Source organism: Sporolactobacillus sp. CQH2019 (assembly GCF_028765345.1).
GTDB lineage: Bacteria > Bacillota > Bacilli > Bacillales > Sporolactobacillaceae > Sporolactobacillus.
Genome location: NZ_JARAJZ010000016.1, coordinates 1 through 16456, shown reverse-complemented (window position 1 = coordinate 16456; position 16456 = coordinate 1). Strand labels below are relative to the sequence as shown.

At 44.1% G+C, this 16456-nt stretch carries 23 protein-coding genes, 2 tRNA genes and 1 rRNA gene; 4 read left to right on the top strand and 22 right to left on the bottom strand.

Annotated elements, in window-relative coordinates; all coding sequences use genetic code 11:
- Positions 1-147: 147 nt before the first annotated feature.
- The 4 genes from OYT88_RS18015 to OYT88_RS18000 form a co-directional block, all read right to left on the bottom strand.
- A complete protein-coding gene (locus OYT88_RS18015; protein ID WP_274401748.1) occupies positions 148-441 on the bottom strand; it encodes a hypothetical protein in 294 nt (97 codons plus the stop codon).
- Positions 442-1084: 643 nt separating this feature from the next.
- Positions 1085-1852, bottom strand: coding sequence for a Fic family protein (locus OYT88_RS18010; protein WP_274401747.1), 768 nt, complete (start codon positions 1850-1852; stop codon positions 1085-1087).
- 27 nt (positions 1853-1879) lie between these two features.
- Positions 1880-2236, bottom strand: coding sequence for a hypothetical protein (locus OYT88_RS18005; RefSeq protein ID WP_274401746.1), 357 nt, complete (start codon positions 2234-2236; stop codon positions 1880-1882).
- A gap of 20 nt (positions 2237-2256) precedes the next feature.
- Positions 2257-3420, bottom strand: coding sequence for a ParM/StbA family protein (locus OYT88_RS18000; protein ID WP_274401745.1), 1164 nt, complete (start codon positions 3418-3420; stop codon positions 2257-2259).
- Between the two features lie 432 nt (positions 3421-3852).
- Here OYT88_RS18000 and OYT88_RS17995 point away from each other — a divergent pair, with 432 nt between their 5' ends.
- The gene (locus OYT88_RS17995; RefSeq protein WP_274401744.1) at positions 3853-4668 is read left to right on the top strand and encodes a hypothetical protein; all 816 of its coding nucleotides are present in this window, start codon (positions 3853-3855) and stop codon (positions 4666-4668) included.
- Between the two features lie 333 nt (positions 4669-5001).
- On the opposite strand, the gene OYT88_RS17990 is transcribed toward OYT88_RS17995, so the two are convergent.
- The 15 genes from OYT88_RS17990 to OYT88_RS17920 form a co-directional block, all read right to left on the bottom strand.
- Positions 5002-5181 (bottom strand): hypothetical protein, encoded by a 180-nt coding sequence (locus OYT88_RS17990; RefSeq protein ID WP_274401743.1) that lies wholly within the window; start codon positions 5179-5181, stop codon positions 5002-5004.
- Between the two features lie 179 nt (positions 5182-5360).
- Positions 5361-5519: a hypothetical protein gene (locus OYT88_RS17985; protein ID WP_274401742.1), complete on the bottom strand. Its 159-nt coding sequence runs from the start codon at positions 5517-5519 to the stop codon at positions 5361-5363.
- Positions 5520-5627: 108 nt separating this feature from the next.
- The gene (locus OYT88_RS17980) at positions 5628-6056 is read right to left on the bottom strand and encodes a single-stranded DNA-binding protein (RefSeq protein WP_274401741.1); all 429 of its coding nucleotides are present in this window, start codon (positions 6054-6056) and stop codon (positions 5628-5630) included.
- A gap of 19 nt (positions 6057-6075) precedes the next feature.
- Positions 6076-6249, bottom strand: a complete 174-nt coding sequence (locus tag OYT88_RS17975; RefSeq protein ID WP_274401740.1) for a hypothetical protein — start codon at positions 6247-6249, stop codon at positions 6076-6078.
- Positions 6246-8429 carry a type IA DNA topoisomerase gene (gene topB, locus OYT88_RS17970; RefSeq protein WP_274401739.1) on the bottom strand — a complete coding sequence of 728 codons (2184 nt, stop codon included), beginning with the start codon at positions 8427-8429 and terminating at the stop codon, positions 6246-6248. Before topB ends, OYT88_RS17975 begins: the two co-directional genes overlap by 4 nt.
- A gap of 32 nt (positions 8430-8461) precedes the next feature.
- On the bottom strand, positions 8462-8806 hold the full coding sequence (locus OYT88_RS17965) for a hypothetical protein (RefSeq protein WP_274401738.1): 345 nt from the start codon (positions 8804-8806) through the stop codon (positions 8462-8464).
- Entirely contained in the window at positions 8803-9024 is a 222-nt protein-coding gene (locus OYT88_RS17960) for an SPFH domain-containing protein (protein WP_274401737.1), read from the bottom strand. Before OYT88_RS17960 ends, OYT88_RS17965 begins: the two co-directional genes overlap by 4 nt.
- 47 nt (positions 9025-9071) lie before the next feature.
- Positions 9072-9500, bottom strand: a complete 429-nt coding sequence (locus tag OYT88_RS17955; RefSeq protein ID WP_274401736.1) for a hypothetical protein — start codon at positions 9498-9500, stop codon at positions 9072-9074.
- A 215-nt stretch (positions 9501-9715) separates the two neighbouring features.
- A complete protein-coding gene (locus OYT88_RS17950) occupies positions 9716-11911 on the bottom strand; it encodes a phage/plasmid primase, P4 family (protein ID WP_274401735.1) in 2196 nt (731 codons plus the stop codon).
- A gap of 41 nt (positions 11912-11952) precedes the next feature.
- Entirely contained in the window at positions 11953-12525 is a 573-nt protein-coding gene (locus OYT88_RS17945; protein WP_274401734.1) for a hypothetical protein, read from the bottom strand.
- Positions 12488-12724, bottom strand: a complete 237-nt coding sequence (locus OYT88_RS17940) for a hypothetical protein (protein WP_274401733.1) — start codon at positions 12722-12724, stop codon at positions 12488-12490. The genes OYT88_RS17945 and OYT88_RS17940 overlap by 38 nt, the downstream gene beginning before the upstream one ends.
- A gap of 30 nt (positions 12725-12754) precedes the next feature.
- Positions 12755-12895 carry a hypothetical protein gene (locus tag OYT88_RS17935; RefSeq protein ID WP_274401732.1) on the bottom strand — a complete coding sequence of 47 codons (141 nt, stop codon included), beginning with the start codon at positions 12893-12895 and terminating at the stop codon, positions 12755-12757.
- A complete protein-coding gene (locus tag OYT88_RS17930; RefSeq protein WP_274401731.1) occupies positions 12882-13097 on the bottom strand; it encodes a hypothetical protein in 216 nt (71 codons plus the stop codon). Before OYT88_RS17930 ends, OYT88_RS17935 begins: the two co-directional genes overlap by 14 nt.
- Positions 13060-13410 (bottom strand): hypothetical protein, encoded by a 351-nt coding sequence (locus OYT88_RS17925; protein WP_274401730.1) that lies wholly within the window; start codon positions 13408-13410, stop codon positions 13060-13062. Before OYT88_RS17925 ends, OYT88_RS17930 begins: the two co-directional genes overlap by 38 nt.
- Before the next feature lie 54 nt (positions 13411-13464).
- On the bottom strand, positions 13465-13722 hold the full coding sequence (locus OYT88_RS17920; RefSeq protein ID WP_274401729.1) for a helix-turn-helix domain-containing protein: 258 nt from the start codon (positions 13720-13722) through the stop codon (positions 13465-13467).
- A gap of 168 nt (positions 13723-13890) precedes the next feature.
- Between OYT88_RS17920 and OYT88_RS17915 the strand changes: the two genes are divergently transcribed.
- The 3 genes from OYT88_RS17915 to OYT88_RS17905 all read left to right on the top strand — a co-directional run bounded on the left by OYT88_RS17915 (position 13891) and on the right by OYT88_RS17905 (position 15964).
- Positions 13891-14319 carry a helix-turn-helix domain-containing protein gene (locus OYT88_RS17915; protein ID WP_274401728.1) on the top strand — a complete coding sequence of 143 codons (429 nt, stop codon included), beginning with the start codon at positions 13891-13893 and terminating at the stop codon, positions 14317-14319.
- Positions 14320-14324: 5 nt separating this feature from the next.
- A complete protein-coding gene (locus OYT88_RS17910) occupies positions 14325-14744 on the top strand; it encodes an ImmA/IrrE family metallo-endopeptidase (protein WP_274401727.1) in 420 nt (139 codons plus the stop codon).
- Positions 14745-14830: 86 nt separating this feature from the next.
- Positions 14831-15964 carry a site-specific integrase gene (locus OYT88_RS17905; protein ID WP_274401726.1) on the top strand — a complete coding sequence of 378 codons (1134 nt, stop codon included), beginning with the start codon at positions 14831-14833 and terminating at the stop codon, positions 15962-15964.
- Between the two features lie 120 nt (positions 15965-16084).
- On the opposite strand, the gene OYT88_RS17900 is transcribed toward OYT88_RS17905, so the two are convergent.
- From OYT88_RS17900 to rrf, 3 genes are all read right to left on the bottom strand, one after another.
- Positions 16085-16158: transfer RNA gene (locus OYT88_RS17900), tRNA-Thr, on the bottom strand.
- A gap of 6 nt (positions 16159-16164) precedes the next feature.
- Positions 16165-16239 (bottom strand) — tRNA-Asn (locus tag OYT88_RS17895).
- A gap of 106 nt (positions 16240-16345) precedes the next feature.
- Positions 16346-16456, bottom strand: a 5S ribosomal RNA gene (gene rrf / locus OYT88_RS17890); the annotation flags it as partial.

Below are 16456 nucleotides of genomic sequence, written 5' to 3'. Positions count from 1 at the left end.
TCGGGTCATCACACCAGGAGATCCATCTCAATCCAGACGCATTGCATGGCTACGGATTTATACGTCTGGAGGGGCCGCTACGTCCCTGTCTATTTGTCCGGCGCGTCGTCGGGTTACTGATTCATCACCTCCTTAAAGATCCATTAATTAATGGATCACCATATATTTTTTCTTTCTCAATTGAGGATAGGCCCCCTCAATGGCCCATAGGTTTTTAGACCATCTCCCCACGCGTTTAGCAATCACTTGTCCATTTCCATTACGTACCGTGCGTATTTCTTGATATACGCTGTCAATCGGTCGGATGCTTCCAGTTTCCAAAAAAACAATAAATTTGCCATCAATCTCTCCATAGTTGCCATTTTTCATGCGAACGCTGTCTCCTAAACGCTCAACCTCTCTCGGCGTAAAGACACGTTGGATCGGGTTTCTCTTTCGCATGTGTCTCTGCATTCCTCCTTTCCAGCTAATTAAAAAAGCCATTCAGATTCTGTTTACGATCCGAATGGCTCCGTCAGTTGCGCGACATCTTGCAACAAACTACAACCTCTACTGCTTTATAACCGACCGGTTTTGATTATAGTCAAAATGTCAGTTATAATTTGGTTGCATGGTTTGTGGCCGTGCACCTGAGGGCGGGTTCGTAAACAGCTGGAACTGTTTAACGAGCTATGGTCACTTCAGTGAGCGCCAACTCTCTGAAGGACTGCCCTCTTATTTTTTTGTCCTCACTAGCAAGATACACCCACACACGTTCGCTTGTAAAGAGCATTCTGCAAATTTATGTATATTTTTTCTCCCGAGTTACTTTTGAAGATGAAAGTTACCTTTTTCCCTGTATTGTCGCAGAAAAATGACTTTCAAAATAAATACCCGAAAATCGGTAATTGAGTAACCTTCAGAGCACTTAAAGTGTAAATTCAAAATATAAAAAATCCCCGCGCCGAAGTGCAGGGAATTAAGGGAATAGATTGAACAATCACAGTATAGACATTTTAATGATAAAAATACTTTTTAATCGTTCAGTTATCATTTTCCTGGACAACAACACTAATTTTTTGCTCGTCCTTCGTTTTTTCCCTCCTCAGCGCTCACGTGAATCTTGCTTTTTAGGAAGAGACTGGCCTTTTTTCTTAGGCGGTAAATCCACCGTAATCTGCTGTGCCTGTTGATTTTGGAATCGCCGGATACGATCCAGTTCCGTTTGTGATTCCTTTTGAATAAATCGGCTGAGCTCAGCCCCGTCTTCCTGAGCGAGGAGAGCGATATAAGTTGTTCGGTCCTGACTGCTGATCACAACCGGTGGCAAATCACTTTGTAACAACGAATAATTCATCAGCATCCGTCCCGTCCGTCCATTGCCATCAGAAAATGGATGAATACGTTCAAAAGCAATGTGCGCCTCACTGATGGTCAAGTAACGATCGGTCGCCTTTTCAGTATTTGTCAGACGGTAATTTAGATTGTCGACCCATTGTCGCATCAACAGGGGCGTTTCTGCAGCGCTGGCCGTGTGAAACTCTGCGCCAAGAATCGCGTTGTCTGATGTCTTGAACTGGCCGCGATCATGCTGCAGATGGTCAGTTAAATCTGCATGGACGCCCCTGACTGTCTCAATACTCAGCGGATGTTTCTGCTCCAGCTCTTCCAGTACAAAACGAAAGGCCTGTTCATGATTTTTAACTTCGTAAATTTCACGCAGATCAATACTCCGGGACGTCGGCGGTAATGTGTTATGCAGGATAATGGAGACCGTCTCAGCCAGTGAGAGAGTATTGCCCTCAATGGCCGTTGAGTGATGAGCCAAGCGGACCAGCACGTCTTTCAAATACTCATTTGGCAGTTTCAACAATTCCAATCATCTCCCTTTAGGATGCGCTCAGATATTTTTCGGATTAACTCCGTCAAATATATCGTTTTCCTCATTGCCGGTATCAGGGGCTAATGGAGAGTGATCGCTCTCCTCTTTTTCTTTCTTCATTGTTCGCTCCGTTTCCTCCAGCACCTGAGCTTGGACTGGAGGCACTTCCTGTCCTAACACATCCGCATAAAGTTTTTTCTGTACGTCGTAATCCATAACGTTCACATTACCGAATCGATCGACAAAGTATAACACCAGCATTTGCAACGAATCCCGGACATTGCTTTGCTGATCCATCCAGGCATTAATTTTCTGCTGTACGCCCGAATCGGCGTCATAACGCCAGAGATAAGAACCTCGTTCCTTTTTTATCATGATGACCAGTCCCTGCTTTCTTAGGCACTCACAGCAATATTCTTAGCAACATCCTTATAGAAGAGATGCTTATTCAGGCTGTCCATGCCCTTCACGTTCATGTCTACAGCATATTCTGCCGGCACCCACAAAAGCTTTGTATTGGCGTTTTCGGCGAATGTTTGAAGTCTTTCATAAAGCGTATCATAAAAAGCAATGCTACCACCGCCGTAAACCACAATATAATCAACAGATGCCGAAAGTTCCATAAATTTTTCTTCGACATCCTGCTGAATTTTATCAGCCTGTGCAAGCAAAGTCTCAGCAAAATATCCCTTAGCTTCAGCGTAATAATTGTTATCCGGATCGGAGAGGACATCCATGTACTGCTGACGGGTCAACTTTACGTATCCATTGGTTAAATCCGACAGCATTTTAATCGCCTCTTCGGTCGCATGTCCAACACCTCGTCGTGCGCCACTGCATTGATCCGGTACTGGATTCACACCTTCCGTGTAAATGTACTCCGTTGTACCGTCACCAATATCAACGTGCAGCGCGCGCTTGTTTTTAAAATCTCTCGGTGAAGTCTCCTCACCCTTATAGTTTTTAAGGATACCAGCGTCTGCTTCTAGTAGAGCATAAAGCGCCGGAATGCCTTCCTGTGTGATTTTCACTTGTCTAAAAATATTTTTGACGGTAACAATTTTATCGAGAACATGGACAGTAACAATGTGAGGCACCTTCATATACTTGTCCTCTAGGGATCTGGCGATTTTTGTTGTGTATTCGCTGGCCGGAATAGCTCCGGTCATGTAGGCCTCTGCCGTTATTGTATCCGGAAACTGCAGCGTTTGAAAGAAACGGTCTTGTACAGCTTTTGCCGCAGTCATGCCGAGTGTCGTAATCAGGGGAATATCGCTATCCGCTTTTCGTCCAACATGAATGTTCATCGCTTCAGCTTGCGTACTGGACGATTTAGCGCGCTGTCCGATCATATACAGGCCGTTTCGCCGAACAGCTGGGGATGATATATCCAACAGAAGCCGATCCATCAATGTGCTAACTGCTTCGTTGATTGTCCCATCCGCTACCGTTGGCGCTGAATAAATACGTCGGACCATTGTTGGTTGCTTGATTAATGATTCATTAACAATCATTTTAGTTGTCGAATTCCCATTATCGTCAGCAATCAGCATTTTCATTTTTGCTATCTCTCCTCTATAAATTAGATAGATTTTTTATATCATGTCATCTCGCCCGTGGCTTGATTAACAAATAATCAAGCATTTGTATATCTTCCAGCTATTTATTTGATATATTCATTGATTTAAAGGCGTGAAATACATCTTCTAAATATCATTTATATATTTTCACCCGCGATAGTTGTAATGATGAAATAAATGTTTGGCATCATGGTAAGATTCGGAAAAATGATAAATATAACTGCTACTCATGTTGCCACTGTCACTAAAATGAGCGCATGAGCCGGCGTTCACAGTGATGATTACGCTTGTACTGGTCTGGTAGTTAAGAATTGCTGTTATGCAAAATATCAAATCTATATTTCTTTGCTATATAATTTCATATAGAATAAATAATGTGTCTTAATATATACCCCGAAGGGACTGTATTAAGTGGCAAACATTCTTTCTATTGTGATGTATTCATTAAATATTGTATTTACCACTCTTCAGATTTTCAAAAGAAATAAACAAGATCACTCTACAAACCAAACCAGCATAAATAACTACGTCAATGGAAACGGAAATTATATTTCAAACTACAATCAAACTATATCAAATTATCAGACCACCACCGTTCAAACAGTACTTGCTCAAAATAATGAAAAGGACGAATGGTGGAAAGCATTACTCATTTTCATCCTTGTCTTTGCTATATACGCTCTTTTCTACAAATTTATCCCTCTATTCATGTCAGTGCTCCTCACAATTGTATTAATTGTGACATTTTTTTATAACAAAACGACCTCTGTTAATAGATACACTTCAATATTTTTTTCTATTTATGCTTTGTGTATTTGTTTTCTTTCCTTTTCCACTCTATCTATGCCTATATCCATTGAACACATGATTGAACAAGTATCTCATTCTTATAACTGGCAGCAGCCCTTTCCTTCCGCAATTAAAAATTATCTTTCGAACGTCGGTGCATTCATCGTCAAAATTATTATCAATCGCAACCATTTTTTTATTTTCTATATAGCTGCACGCCTATTAGCCCTTTCATTAATGGCATGGAGATCAATCACTTATCTTTTTCCTCGTACATACAAAGCCGATCTTCTGCGTTGGAATAATTTATCGACACCGCAAATGGTTTTTCATTTACTGAAAAATGGTGTGGCGTTTGTATTTTTGTTCATCGCACTACATTTGACAATTGTCTGGACATTTATTGACTATTTCTTGAAAACGGTTATGCATCAGTAATAGATGTCCATGATCCTACTTATTAACACGAATAGCGTTTCTGTTATCAGAGTCAATAAGCAAAACGCCAATGCATAAGTCATGATCAAGCCCATTATCTTGCTGATTTCTTTGCGAAAATGAATGGCGTTGCCGATCATTATCTCAATTTTTATCTTTTTTTTGTGCTCACTTTTTTTGTACTTAATCATTTGAGCGACAAAAATTAATAGCATAGTGACATAGAGAGACACCGTGGCCAATCCAGCCGTCATTGCAAGCTGTCCCAAAATGTATTTCATATTTTGCCCTATCCTTTCTGCAAAAGCCTATTCTTTAAATTCTCTAATGCCCTCATCGGATCAAAGTTAATACGTGCAACATTAAGAAGGTACCTGCAATTAAGGGAATAAAGATTCCAAGAAAAAGCGCCACAAGAAACCATTTGTTTTTAGTTTTAATATATTGTGACACAAGTTCTATCACTGCACCAATTGCCATTACTGCTGCGAATATTGCTATGGTGGCTTCCATTTTTTTATCACTTCTCCTTATTCAATTCTGATCAATACTTCATTGACATGTAGCACGTTAAAAAGGACGAGAAAGAATACCCTCTTGATTCGTCCAAGTCGCTCATATTCATCGGTTATCAACTGAGATTCTAATAAAAGACGTTCATCGGAGTCCGTTCGAAAAATTTTTTTGGACCGTTAATGAATGTTTTTCTGATGCTCACAAGACGTTCGCTCACTCTTGCGCCACTCCTCTTCTTTTCTAGCTCCGATGACCAGACACGCATAACTGGCTAAACCAATAAATATCAGAGTAATAATAATGAGTACGATGAAGATAAAATGAAAGATTGTCATGCCGCTGCCCTCCTGCCGGCTTGATCTATTTATCTATAAGGATCATAAGCGTCACTTTACCTGAATGGGCTGATGTTCCTCTCTAATGAGTCAATTCACCGTCGTCAATCAGAAGGGCAAGTCGTCAGAAATGTCGATCGGCTTGCTGTCATTTGCGAAAGGATCATCACCAACTGCAGACGAGACAGGAGTCGATGCAGCATTACCACCATAATTCGATACCCCATGGTCCTGCGAAGCGGTTCCTTCGTGCCGCGTCCCCTTGGGTTCGAGAAATTCAACTTGACGGGCGACCACTTCTGTCACATAGACGTGCCGACCCTCGCTATTTTCATAGTTCCGCGTTTGAATTCTCCCCTCAACACCGGCCAGACTGCCCTTTTTCAAAAACTTGGCCGTACTTTCAGCTGTCCCCCGCCAGGCAATCACAGGAATGAAATCTGCCTGACGCTCGCCATCCTGCCCTGTAAACGGACGATTGACCGCAAGCGTGAATTGGACTACTGCAACGCCATTCGATGTGACATTATTAATCATTTGGATCCTCTCCCTTGCCTTATTTTTTAGAATGTTCAATCTCTAGGCGTTCCTGCTCTAAAACTTTTTCAAACTCGCTAATCCCCTGCCGGATCTCTCGACGACGTCCATGATACACCTGTGAAAATTGTCGATCAGTCATTCGGTTTTCGCCGCGATGGATAGCGATGAGTGTTTTTGTAATTGGGTTCATGAGCTTCTCAACCTGCGATTCGCGATTCTTTTGTTGCCACTGCTACGACGAGACGATTTCTTCCTGGATGAGTCAAATTGGAAAGCCAGTTTGCCCTCCTGGATCACTAAAGCCGCATCGAATGATTTGCCTGCTTTGCTTACAAAGCCTTTCAGTTTCTTTGTTTGTTTGCCAGCAAGAAGTGCCTGAATCGCTGAAGGTTCAAGGGTTTTTGAGAGTAGTTCCTTCGGTAAGGTGAACGCGCAGCCATTCACGTAACCGGAACAGCCATAAAACCGGCCTTTATCAATGACTGGGCTGCCGCAAATAGGGCAACGGCCTACCGCTTGCGACTGTGCAAGACGATCAAGCTGCGCAGACACCGCCTGCAGAGCTCTGGGGGCTTCGTCCATCAGATACTGGACAAAATGACGGATGCCACCCAAGAAACGCTCCTGCGTGCCGGTTTTCATCCGGATCTTTTTTAAATAAGTCTCCCACTCAGCGGTAAAAGCCGGACTAGCGAGCTTACTGCCTGCAAGGACATCGCAAAGCAACCGGCCTTTGTCCGTAACGGACACGGTGCTTTTATGAACCACGATGTAATCCTGATGTTTTAACGTTTCAATGATGCTTGCACGCGTTGCCTCGGTACCGAGACCTTCCGTTTCGGCCAGCATCTTCCGGGCTTCCTCGTCCGAGGCATTCAGGGTACGGCCAGCCGATTTCATCAGCGTGATCAGCTGACCTTCGGTATACGCTTTAGGAGGCGTCGTGACCCCTTCTTTCAGCTGAGTCGTGGCCGTCACTTCTTGTCCCTCGCTAACCATCGGTAAAGGTGGCCGATTCTTGTTCTGATCCAATTTGAATAACACTTTCCAGCCGGGATCACGTTCGGTCTTTCCAGACGTCTTAAAAGTCAAGCCACTAGCGTCCGTCAGGATCACTGTTTCTTCAAAAACATGTGGCGCGCAAAACATCGCGACCGTATTCGCGAGAACATCCAAATAGATCGTGCGCTGCGCTGGCGGAAGCGCATTAAGATCCGTAACAGACGGTAATCGACGGGTGGGAATAATCGCGTAGTGTTCCTGAACTTTTTGACCGTCCACATACCGCTTTTTAGCTCTCATTTCCAGATGCTCCAGCTGCACGTCGATCACCCGCAGATAATCGGATAATTGTTCTGAAAGATAGGTAAATTCGCCGTCTGTGATGAAGTTACAATCCGTCCGTGGGTAAGATAGCAATTTTGCCTCATACAGCGCCTGTACGGCCGTCAACGTGTTAGCTGGTCCGATATGATAGACTTTGTCGGCCCGTGCCTGCAGATCGCTCAGACTGTAAAGGTGCGGCGACGGTTCGCGTTTTTCTTTTTTGACCACTGACTGCACTACAGCCTCCGATGACTTTTCAATCACTAAATCATGCTGTTGAAGTAAGGCCTCCGCTTCACCTGCTGACGACAGCCGTTTTTCATACTTGCCCGTGTAATGGCCAGAATCAGTCTCAAATTCCGCTTGGATTTCATAAAATTTTTCAGGCTTAAAGTTCTCAATTGCCCGCTGCCGTTCGGCGATCATAGCCAACGTCGGTGTCTGCACGCGGCCAACCGAGTAAGTTCCCTGCAAACCTCTCTGCCGCAAAAGCAATGTAAACAATCGTGTGGCATTCAAACCGACTAACCAGTCTGCGATCTGTCGGGACTGAGCTTCTTGGTAACTCGATACAAAGTCGTCACCATCCCTCAAATCAGCAAAACCTCGCCGGATCTCCGACGTTTCAAGCGAGTTAATCCACAAACGCCGAATCGGTTTGCCAGTATTGCCAGACTGTGCGATGATCGAGCGAGCGATGTTTTCCCCTTCCCGATCGCTGTCCGTTGCGACAATGATCTTGTCTGATTGATCCAGGAGTCGTTTCACGATCGCAAATTGTTCTCGCTTATCCGCTGGGACATAAAATTGATAGTGGCCCGGCAGCATGGGCAACGTCGCAAGTGACCACTTCTCCCAGGTTTCGTTATAGGTTGCGGGTTCAGCCAACTCCACCAAGTGACCAAAGCCATAAGTGAGAAAAACGGGTTCGTCAAAAAGATCGTCTTTAACCTCAAAATAACCGTTCTTTTGTTTAGCCTGCCGGAAAGCTGCAGCATAATGCCGCGCTTGATCCGGTTTCTCAGCCAGAATCGTACAAGTCATTGAATCACTTCCCTTTCGCTGGGTCGTTCCAGTTAATTGCCCTCTTTTTTAGGGGTTTGCAACGTTTCCTCAGCGATCCTTAACAATCGCCAAATACTGTAGAAATCGTCCAGTATCTCAAAAGCTGGAATACTCCAGGCGTCAAATCCATGTCTCCGGTAAAGATACCAAGCCATACTGGACGCTCCCTCAATCTCCTTTTGAAGCAAATCCTTTACAATAACCGCCTGCTCGTTTTTAAGAACAATAGGAATGTGCGCTACTTGCAGAGACTGGACCGACTCGAAGAGCTCGTAGAGTCTGCCGGCTATATCCTGCCGATCATGCAGCATATTCACCAACATGTTCACCTGATGAGGATTCAGTGTGATTCTCATGAACGCCCCTCCTTCTGCTGTTCTGCGACCCAACGATAGCCTTTTGCATTCGTCATTCGTTCCGGATATTTTACAGTCCCTGGGGGGCCGTACTTTCGATGGACTTCGGCTAACTCATCCGGTGTCAGCCGATAAGTCACGATCTGTCCATTGATGTTGATGGGATCGTTTGTGTAGATCTGTTTCTTTCTTGCAATCGTTCGTGTTTTAACTGACATTCCAAAACATCTCCTAAAAAAACTATTTGGTTCTTGCTTGGTGTCGCTCAATCCATCTCCCATACCGTGATCTGCTTTGATGGCTGCTGATTAGCTATGACATGGCCGCGTTTTTTATTGAGCCAGTCGATAAAAGAAGTGGCCTGGCCGAACGCTTTGGCAAAGGATACATCTTTGGCCATTACAACCATTTTTGAGCTTGCTTTCCGTCCAGACAGATAGGTTTCTCGCCACACGCTGGCTGCTTCGAAGTCGCCGGAAAGGGAAAAACGCTCGATATAGAGAAACGATGTACGGCCATACTGAAGTTCGTAAAACTGACCGTGAGCATAAACGAGAAAGCCGAGTTGTCGGGCTCTAGTATTCTCCAGGTATCGTTGGATAAGGGCATCCTGGTTGATGCGCACGGCACTTTTTAAAGCAGAATCCAGTTTTTGAGAGGAAAAAAACTGATAGCTTTTATTTTTTTGAATCATTTTTATATCTTTCTGATAAACATGATCTAAAAGAGCAGTAATCATTAAAAACCACTCCCTTATTTTTCCAAGTTACTTAGTTACTTGAGTTATCAATTTTCCCCTATTACTTCTATAAAAATTTCTATAGGGTTATATAGGATTTTTGGTAACTTCAGTAACTAAGTAACTGGTTTAAATCTCCAATATCGAAAAGGCACGCAGTAAGTCCGCCTTCAGAAAAAACTGCTGGGTAACGGCGCATCAGTAGACAGACCGATTCCAAAAAAGAACACCTTGTTCCCTGTCGAGCGTCGCTTCTGGAAACCTCGCATTTCCATCTTCGTATTGAAGGCACGTTGCTTCATCTGAAACTCTCCATTTTCTTCGGCCCAGCGCAGATAGGTTTTATGAAGCGTACTGGCCAGCACTTTGGAATGGGAATTGACCAGGCAACAGTCCGCAATGAAGCTGTGCAGCAGATCCATTTCTTCTTTATAGTCCGCGGTTGCCTGCCTGACTTCCCGCGGTGTACCCAGGCCATCGCGCTGCCACTTCAGGCAGCCTTCCACTGCCCAGTGCAGGATGCCTGGCAGTTCCTTCATCAATTTTTCCGGCAGCTCCTTGTCAACTTGATCCGGTGTCACTTTATGCTCAAAGGGAAGCAAGCGAATACGTCGCCAGATCCCGTCGTCGCTGCCGCGCACGATGGGTTTGTAGTTGGTTGCAAAAAAGATCTTAAATTCCGGCGTATACTCAAAGAACTCTTTTCTTAAAAACCGGGCCGTAATCGCTTCGCCGCCCGTCAGTTGCTTGACAAGCGCTTCTGACAGTTTCTTGCCCTCTTCTGATTCGGTTGCCGGTACGAAACGTGCACCGTTGAGACGGGCAATGTCGTTATTAATCGCGTTGCCGACGTCTACCTTCGCTGTGAACGTATCTGAATTGGTCTGCTTGGCATAATCGCCCAGCATAGCTTTAATCACATTGAGCAGCGTGGATTTCCCATTGTTGCCTTGCCCCCACAGGAAGAAAATGACCTGCTCCCTTGTATCACCCGTCAGGGCGTAGCCGATCGCCCGTTGCAGAAAATCGAGGAGTTCCAGCTTGGGCGTTCCATCTGTCTCACAAAGAATGCTCTTCAAGAAAGTCATCCAAGTAGGACAGCGCGCCTGAGCGTCATAAACAATATGGGTGTTCATCGTCATCAGATATCGACGTTCTGGCTGAAGCAGCTGGCCTGTCTTCAAATCCAACACACCATTTTGGCAGTTGAGTAGAAATTTATCTTTGTTGAGCTGCTGCTGACTAACGGGAAGCATCGCCTCTGCACGGTGAATGCTGTTGAGGAAAACATTGCTCTTTTCACTCGTCTTCGCCCATTTAAAGAGCTCTTGCCGTCTTGTGTCGTCATGTAACATTGCAGCTTCCTTATACATGGCTCTAAAGGTTCTCATGGCCACGCGCTCGATGCGCTTCATTTTGTCTTCAATCCAGGTGTGACCGTTCCAAAGCAACCATTCTTCAAATTCCACACAGTAGCATAGGTTATTCCCGTTGAAATGAACCAGTCGCTCCGCATTGCCAAGCTCGGTGAGTTTGAAGCTTTTGGTCTCTCCCTCGGCTGCCGATTGTTTGTCCGGAGGCGATCCGGCGTATATTTTTCCACTGGCTGGTTTTTCTAGTGCACTATTCAACGTGTGCGCGACTTCATCCGCCGGCAGTGACGGTGAGAGAAAATAATGATTCATAAATTCCACAATCTGCCGGACTTGATCAGGCGAATAGCCAAATTCAATCAGTCGGCAGGCATGTTTATAAAGTGTGTCATTTCGTCCGCCCTCAGTGATGGGTAAGGTAAAAGGCCGAGGATGACTTTTAACACTGAAAAGTCTGTAAAAGTATATCGGGACTTCCGACAAACGCCCTGTCTCGGTACGTACCCAGGTCCTGCCCGGCGTTTGTCTGGATGGCAGGACGATCTGTCCACGATCGGCTGTCCGGTAATCACCAGCGCAGCCGCAGGCCATGAACAGCTTCGTTCCCTGCTTACGAATCGCTGCAGCACTGTCTTTGAAAATAAATTGGCAACCATTCGGCGTCTGGATCGCGTGAAATTTTAGGCCTTCTTGGTTCAAGGCATGAAGGACCTGCTCGCCCTCTCGCTCGTCGTCTATGTCGACGACCACGTAGTCGCTGGGGATGACAAGACCCGTCCAGCCTTTCTGCACGAGCCATAGCTCTGCAGCCTTTCCGTTTAGACCGGGTTTTTGAAGATTTGACCAGTCACGCATACAGGGACGCTTCGCCGCCTGATAACGTTGGCTGGAACCTTTTACTTTATTCTGCCGGCTGTACCCAGCCAAGCGAATCACTTTGAGTGTGGTATGCGGAAACATTTCCGCAAGATTGACTGCTTCCACAGGCCCCATTCTTCCTTTCTCTTAAAGATCTTGAAAAAGAAGATCAGGCATTATTCCCGGCTCAAATCCTGTGAAGCGATGCTCTGACTGAGCCAGTTCCTGTACCATTGATCAATGACGTTTTCAAAAAGATAAAGAGGAATAGGCTCTTTGGCTTGTTTATCAGGCGATAGACGCTTGCCCAGTTCCAGGCGAACGGCGCGCTGATAGGCTTGCTCCTGATATTGCTGAAGATCCCACGCCTCAGATGCTTCCACGTTCAGATTCTTCAAAAGCGTGCAGAGTGCCGTTTTGCCGGTTGGTCCCTGCGGACCGTCGATAATGATCGGACGATCATCCCTCAATGCGATCAGTAATTGGTTAATTTGGTTATCATCAAGAATGGAATGAAGATAGTCCTGCCATTCCTGCAGATGCTTCACGGATTGTTCGTCCTTCCGCTTTGCTTTCAAATGGTTAAACGTTTCAACTGTCTCAGCCAATCGGTCTTCAGCAGCGAACAAGTTATTATCCAAAATAGCGTCACAAAAATAGCAGGCAGTTTTAATCAATTCAGCCTTGATCAAATCGTTCCTCAGTTCTCCATCAGGCGAGGATTTCATTATCATCTTTTTTTCCTTCATTCTTTTCGTTGCCCCCTTCTACCCGTTCAAGTTCGTATGACTTTGCCAGAATGCTTAAACTGCTTATTGCACCATGAAGCCATGAATCAGAGTCATTTCCTGAAAATTTGACGGTTTCCTTGCAAGCATCTGCAACAAGATTTATCTTTTCTGCAAGTTTTAGACGATCACCCTTAAGACCATCAAGTTTAACAATCACAAGCGTTCATCCTTTCTCAATGACCTTTAGTTATTGCTTAGCCGCTTTCATCTGGCGAAAATAGCGGGATTTCATTTTTAGCGCGAATCGTGCCGGCCCCATGCAATGTTTAGCCACCATTTTCGTTTGAAAACCAGCAAAGAATAGGAAAAGTTCTTCAGGCGTTTTCATGTTTTTCACCACCTTTCAAATGCTTTTTCAGCGCGTCATAGCTAGAATCAGCCATTGCACCAGCAAGAAGTTTTAAAGAAAACAGTCTGTTTCCCAGCTCATCAATTTCCTTATCCTTGCCGCAGTCATGCAAACCGTCCATGTTGCGCTCAGTTTGATGTAAGTCAGTAAGAATAGTGGTGATCATTTGTCGATAGTTCATTTCTCATTCTCTTTTTTGCCAAACGTTCCGTTGAATGTTCGCTAATCCATTTCAGAATGGCCTCGCTTGAAAAGATGACTCGCCCCGTCTGATGCTCTGGATCGTCGACCCATATGGCTGGGTAAAAATTTGGATTATGAGCTAATTCATAAACTTTTGTAATGCCAAGGCTTAACATCTTGGCGGCATCCTTTGCCTTTACCGCTGGTGGATACTGTGCCACTGTCTTTTGTTTAAGAAGATGGATCTCCTCAGCAATAGGAACTAGCGCCTCGTGTACCGATTGTCTGATTGCCTCTTCAATGGTTGGCATTGAATTCGCTTCCTTTCTTTAGGTGTTAAAACGCGTTAAACTAAAAAATAAGCATCAAATATCACGTTGGGTCTCTACTCCTGTTTTAAGTTGAATTCCTTTTATAACGTTTTCCGTTAGTTTGTCATCAAAAAAAATGGCCGGGTTAACACCTAAAGCAACTGCTATTTTTTTCAATCTCTCGACATCAAGACTCGTGTAGCCTTTCGAAATATTGTGATAGACCTGCAAAGATATGTGCGCTTTATTTGCGATAAACGTTTTGGTAACACCTTTGGCAAATCTAATTTTTTCGACGTTTTCGTAAATCATTTTTTATCACTTCCCTTCTAACGCTTATCGTTAGGTTAATTATATAACGTATTCCGTTATTGTCAACACAATAATTATATTTATTCTCATATTCCGTTATATAACTATCTGTTTTCGTTATTTGTTGATAATATTGACGTATTAGCAACGGAATAAGTGGGTGATATTATGGATTTAAAGGATAGAATAAAAAAAATAAGAAAAGAGCATCATTTGACTCAAGTGGAATTTGGAAAGAAATTAAATGTCTCTCCTCAAGTCGTTTCAAACTGGGAAAGAGCCTACACAACACCAAATGCATCAGACTTGGAAAACATCGCTCGAATATTTAATGTCAATCCTATAGAGCTTGGCGCAGATAAAGGAATTTTATCAAATGCCTCTACCACTGAAAAAGATGAAAAAGACGTGGCTAAGCGCCTTGAGAAAGTTAAAAAGGAACTTGAGAATGCCGAAGATGGGGATGGATATATGTTGATGGGTGAGCCCATCAGTGAGGAGGCGAAACAATCCATTATTGAAGCAATGGAATTTGCGATTCGCCAGTCCAAGCGAATTAATGAAAAATACACGCCAAAGAAATTTCGTAAGGAATGATCTTAATGAGCAGCCGGATTGATCAGATTGTTGCCGCGCATGTTAAGAAATTCAAAACAAATGATCCTTTCGAAATCGCGGCGTCGAATAACATCATCGTAAAATATTGGCTCTTTAATCATGAAGTCTTCGGCATGTACCGTTATGAACGCCGAAACCGTTTCGTGTTTATCAACCGCAACATTTCAATAAGTCAACAAATCTTCACATGCGGTCACGAAGTTTATCATGCACTCTTTCATACGCGAATGAACACCATGTTTTTAAGTCGAAATACGTTATATCCCGTTGGAAAATTTGAACGTGAGGCAAGCGAATATTCTACGAAACTGCTTTTGTATGGAATTTCGGAGAATAGCGATATGACGAAGGAGAATGTCTGCAGAGAATACGGCATTCCTTATGAAATGCAAGAATACATGTGAATGCTCGTTCCCGAACTGGATGGATGACAATTATCCGGTATTTTAATTCTCATTAAGCGAACGCACATTCGATCGGAGGGATTTTCTTGCGCGGCTATATTCAAAAGAGAGGCAACAAGTATTCGTTCATCCTAGATTTAGAACGCGATCCTTTGACAGGAAAACGGCGGAGAAAACGTTTCTCCGGTTACACGCGAAAGAAAGATGCCGAAAAAGCAATGGCGGAAGCCATTAATCAAATCTCTAAAAACGACTTCATTGAACCTTCTAATCAAACGTTTGAACAATATGCCATTGACTGGATAGAAAGCAAAAAACATAATGTCCGGGAGACGACCTATACAACCTACAAATTCATATTGGACAAGCATATCAATCCAGCAATCGGCAATAAGAAGCTGGATGAAATTAAGGCCCTTGATCTTGATCGGCTTTATAGCCAACTTAAAGAAGAGGCATATGCGGATTGGACCGTTTTTAAGGCGCACACGATCATTAAGATGGTTTTCGACAAAGCCAAACGTTACAAAGAAATCCGAGAGAATCCAGCCGAATTCGTGGACACGCCATCAGTTCGGAAACGTATTATGGATTTTTGGGATGAGGAAGAGGCAAAGAATTTTTTCAACAACGAGGAAATCATGCAGAGCAGAGAATATATTGCCTTCCTGCTGGCATTTTCATTGGGTATGCGTCTCGGAGAAGTTCTTGCGCTTAAATTTCGTGATGTTAACTTCGTCAAGAAAACAGTCATCGTACGTCGATTGCTGCAGCGGAACGGTATGAAATTAATTGATATTGTTAAGACGGATTCCAGCAATCGCACACTGATTGCCGATGATTTTACGCTTGGTATGATAAAACGCCAGAAGGCTATTGTAACCGCAGAGAAATCAAAGCTCAGTGGTAAGTACAAAGATAATGACCTGATTTGCTGTACCAAACTCGGCACACCGATTAATGCATCAAATCTGAGGCGCGTTTGGCACAAACTGATCGACATATCTGGAAACCGAATCATCCGTTTTCACGATTTGCGGCATACTCATGCCACGCTTATTCTTCAACAACCCGGAGCAGACATTAAGATGGTCAGCGAACGGCTCGGTCACAAAGACATCAAAATTACGCTTGAAACCTATTATCATGTGCTTCCCGGAAAACAGGAGCAGGCCGTAAAAAATTTTGGTGACTTCTTCTTCAAACAGCAGGAGAAATAAGATCATGTATTCGATTTAGCACGCTAAAGGTCACCAATTAGGCACCAATCCGCCTAGGCAACCAAAAAATCAAGGATTTCAAAATAGCCGAAACCCTTGATACATAAGGAGTTATAGATAAGCTTCCAACTGGACTTGAACCAGCGACCCCTTCCTTACCATGGAAGTGCTCTACCGAACTGAGCTATGGAAGCAATAAATGGCTCCACAGGTAGGGTTCGAACCTACGACCGATCGGTTAACAGCCGATTGCTCTGCCGCTGAGCTACTGTGGAATAATTAATAATTGTGATCTTTTTCTTACTATGGAAGTGCTCACATAAACATATATAAATAAACAGGCGGCCACCATAACTGATGGCTTCCTGCTTGTTCCATATTGCCTGGCAGCGACCTACTCTCACGGGGGGACAGCCCCCCACTACCATCGGCGCCGAAGAGCTTAACGACCGTGTTCGGGATGGGAACGGGTGGATCCTCTTCGCTCTGACC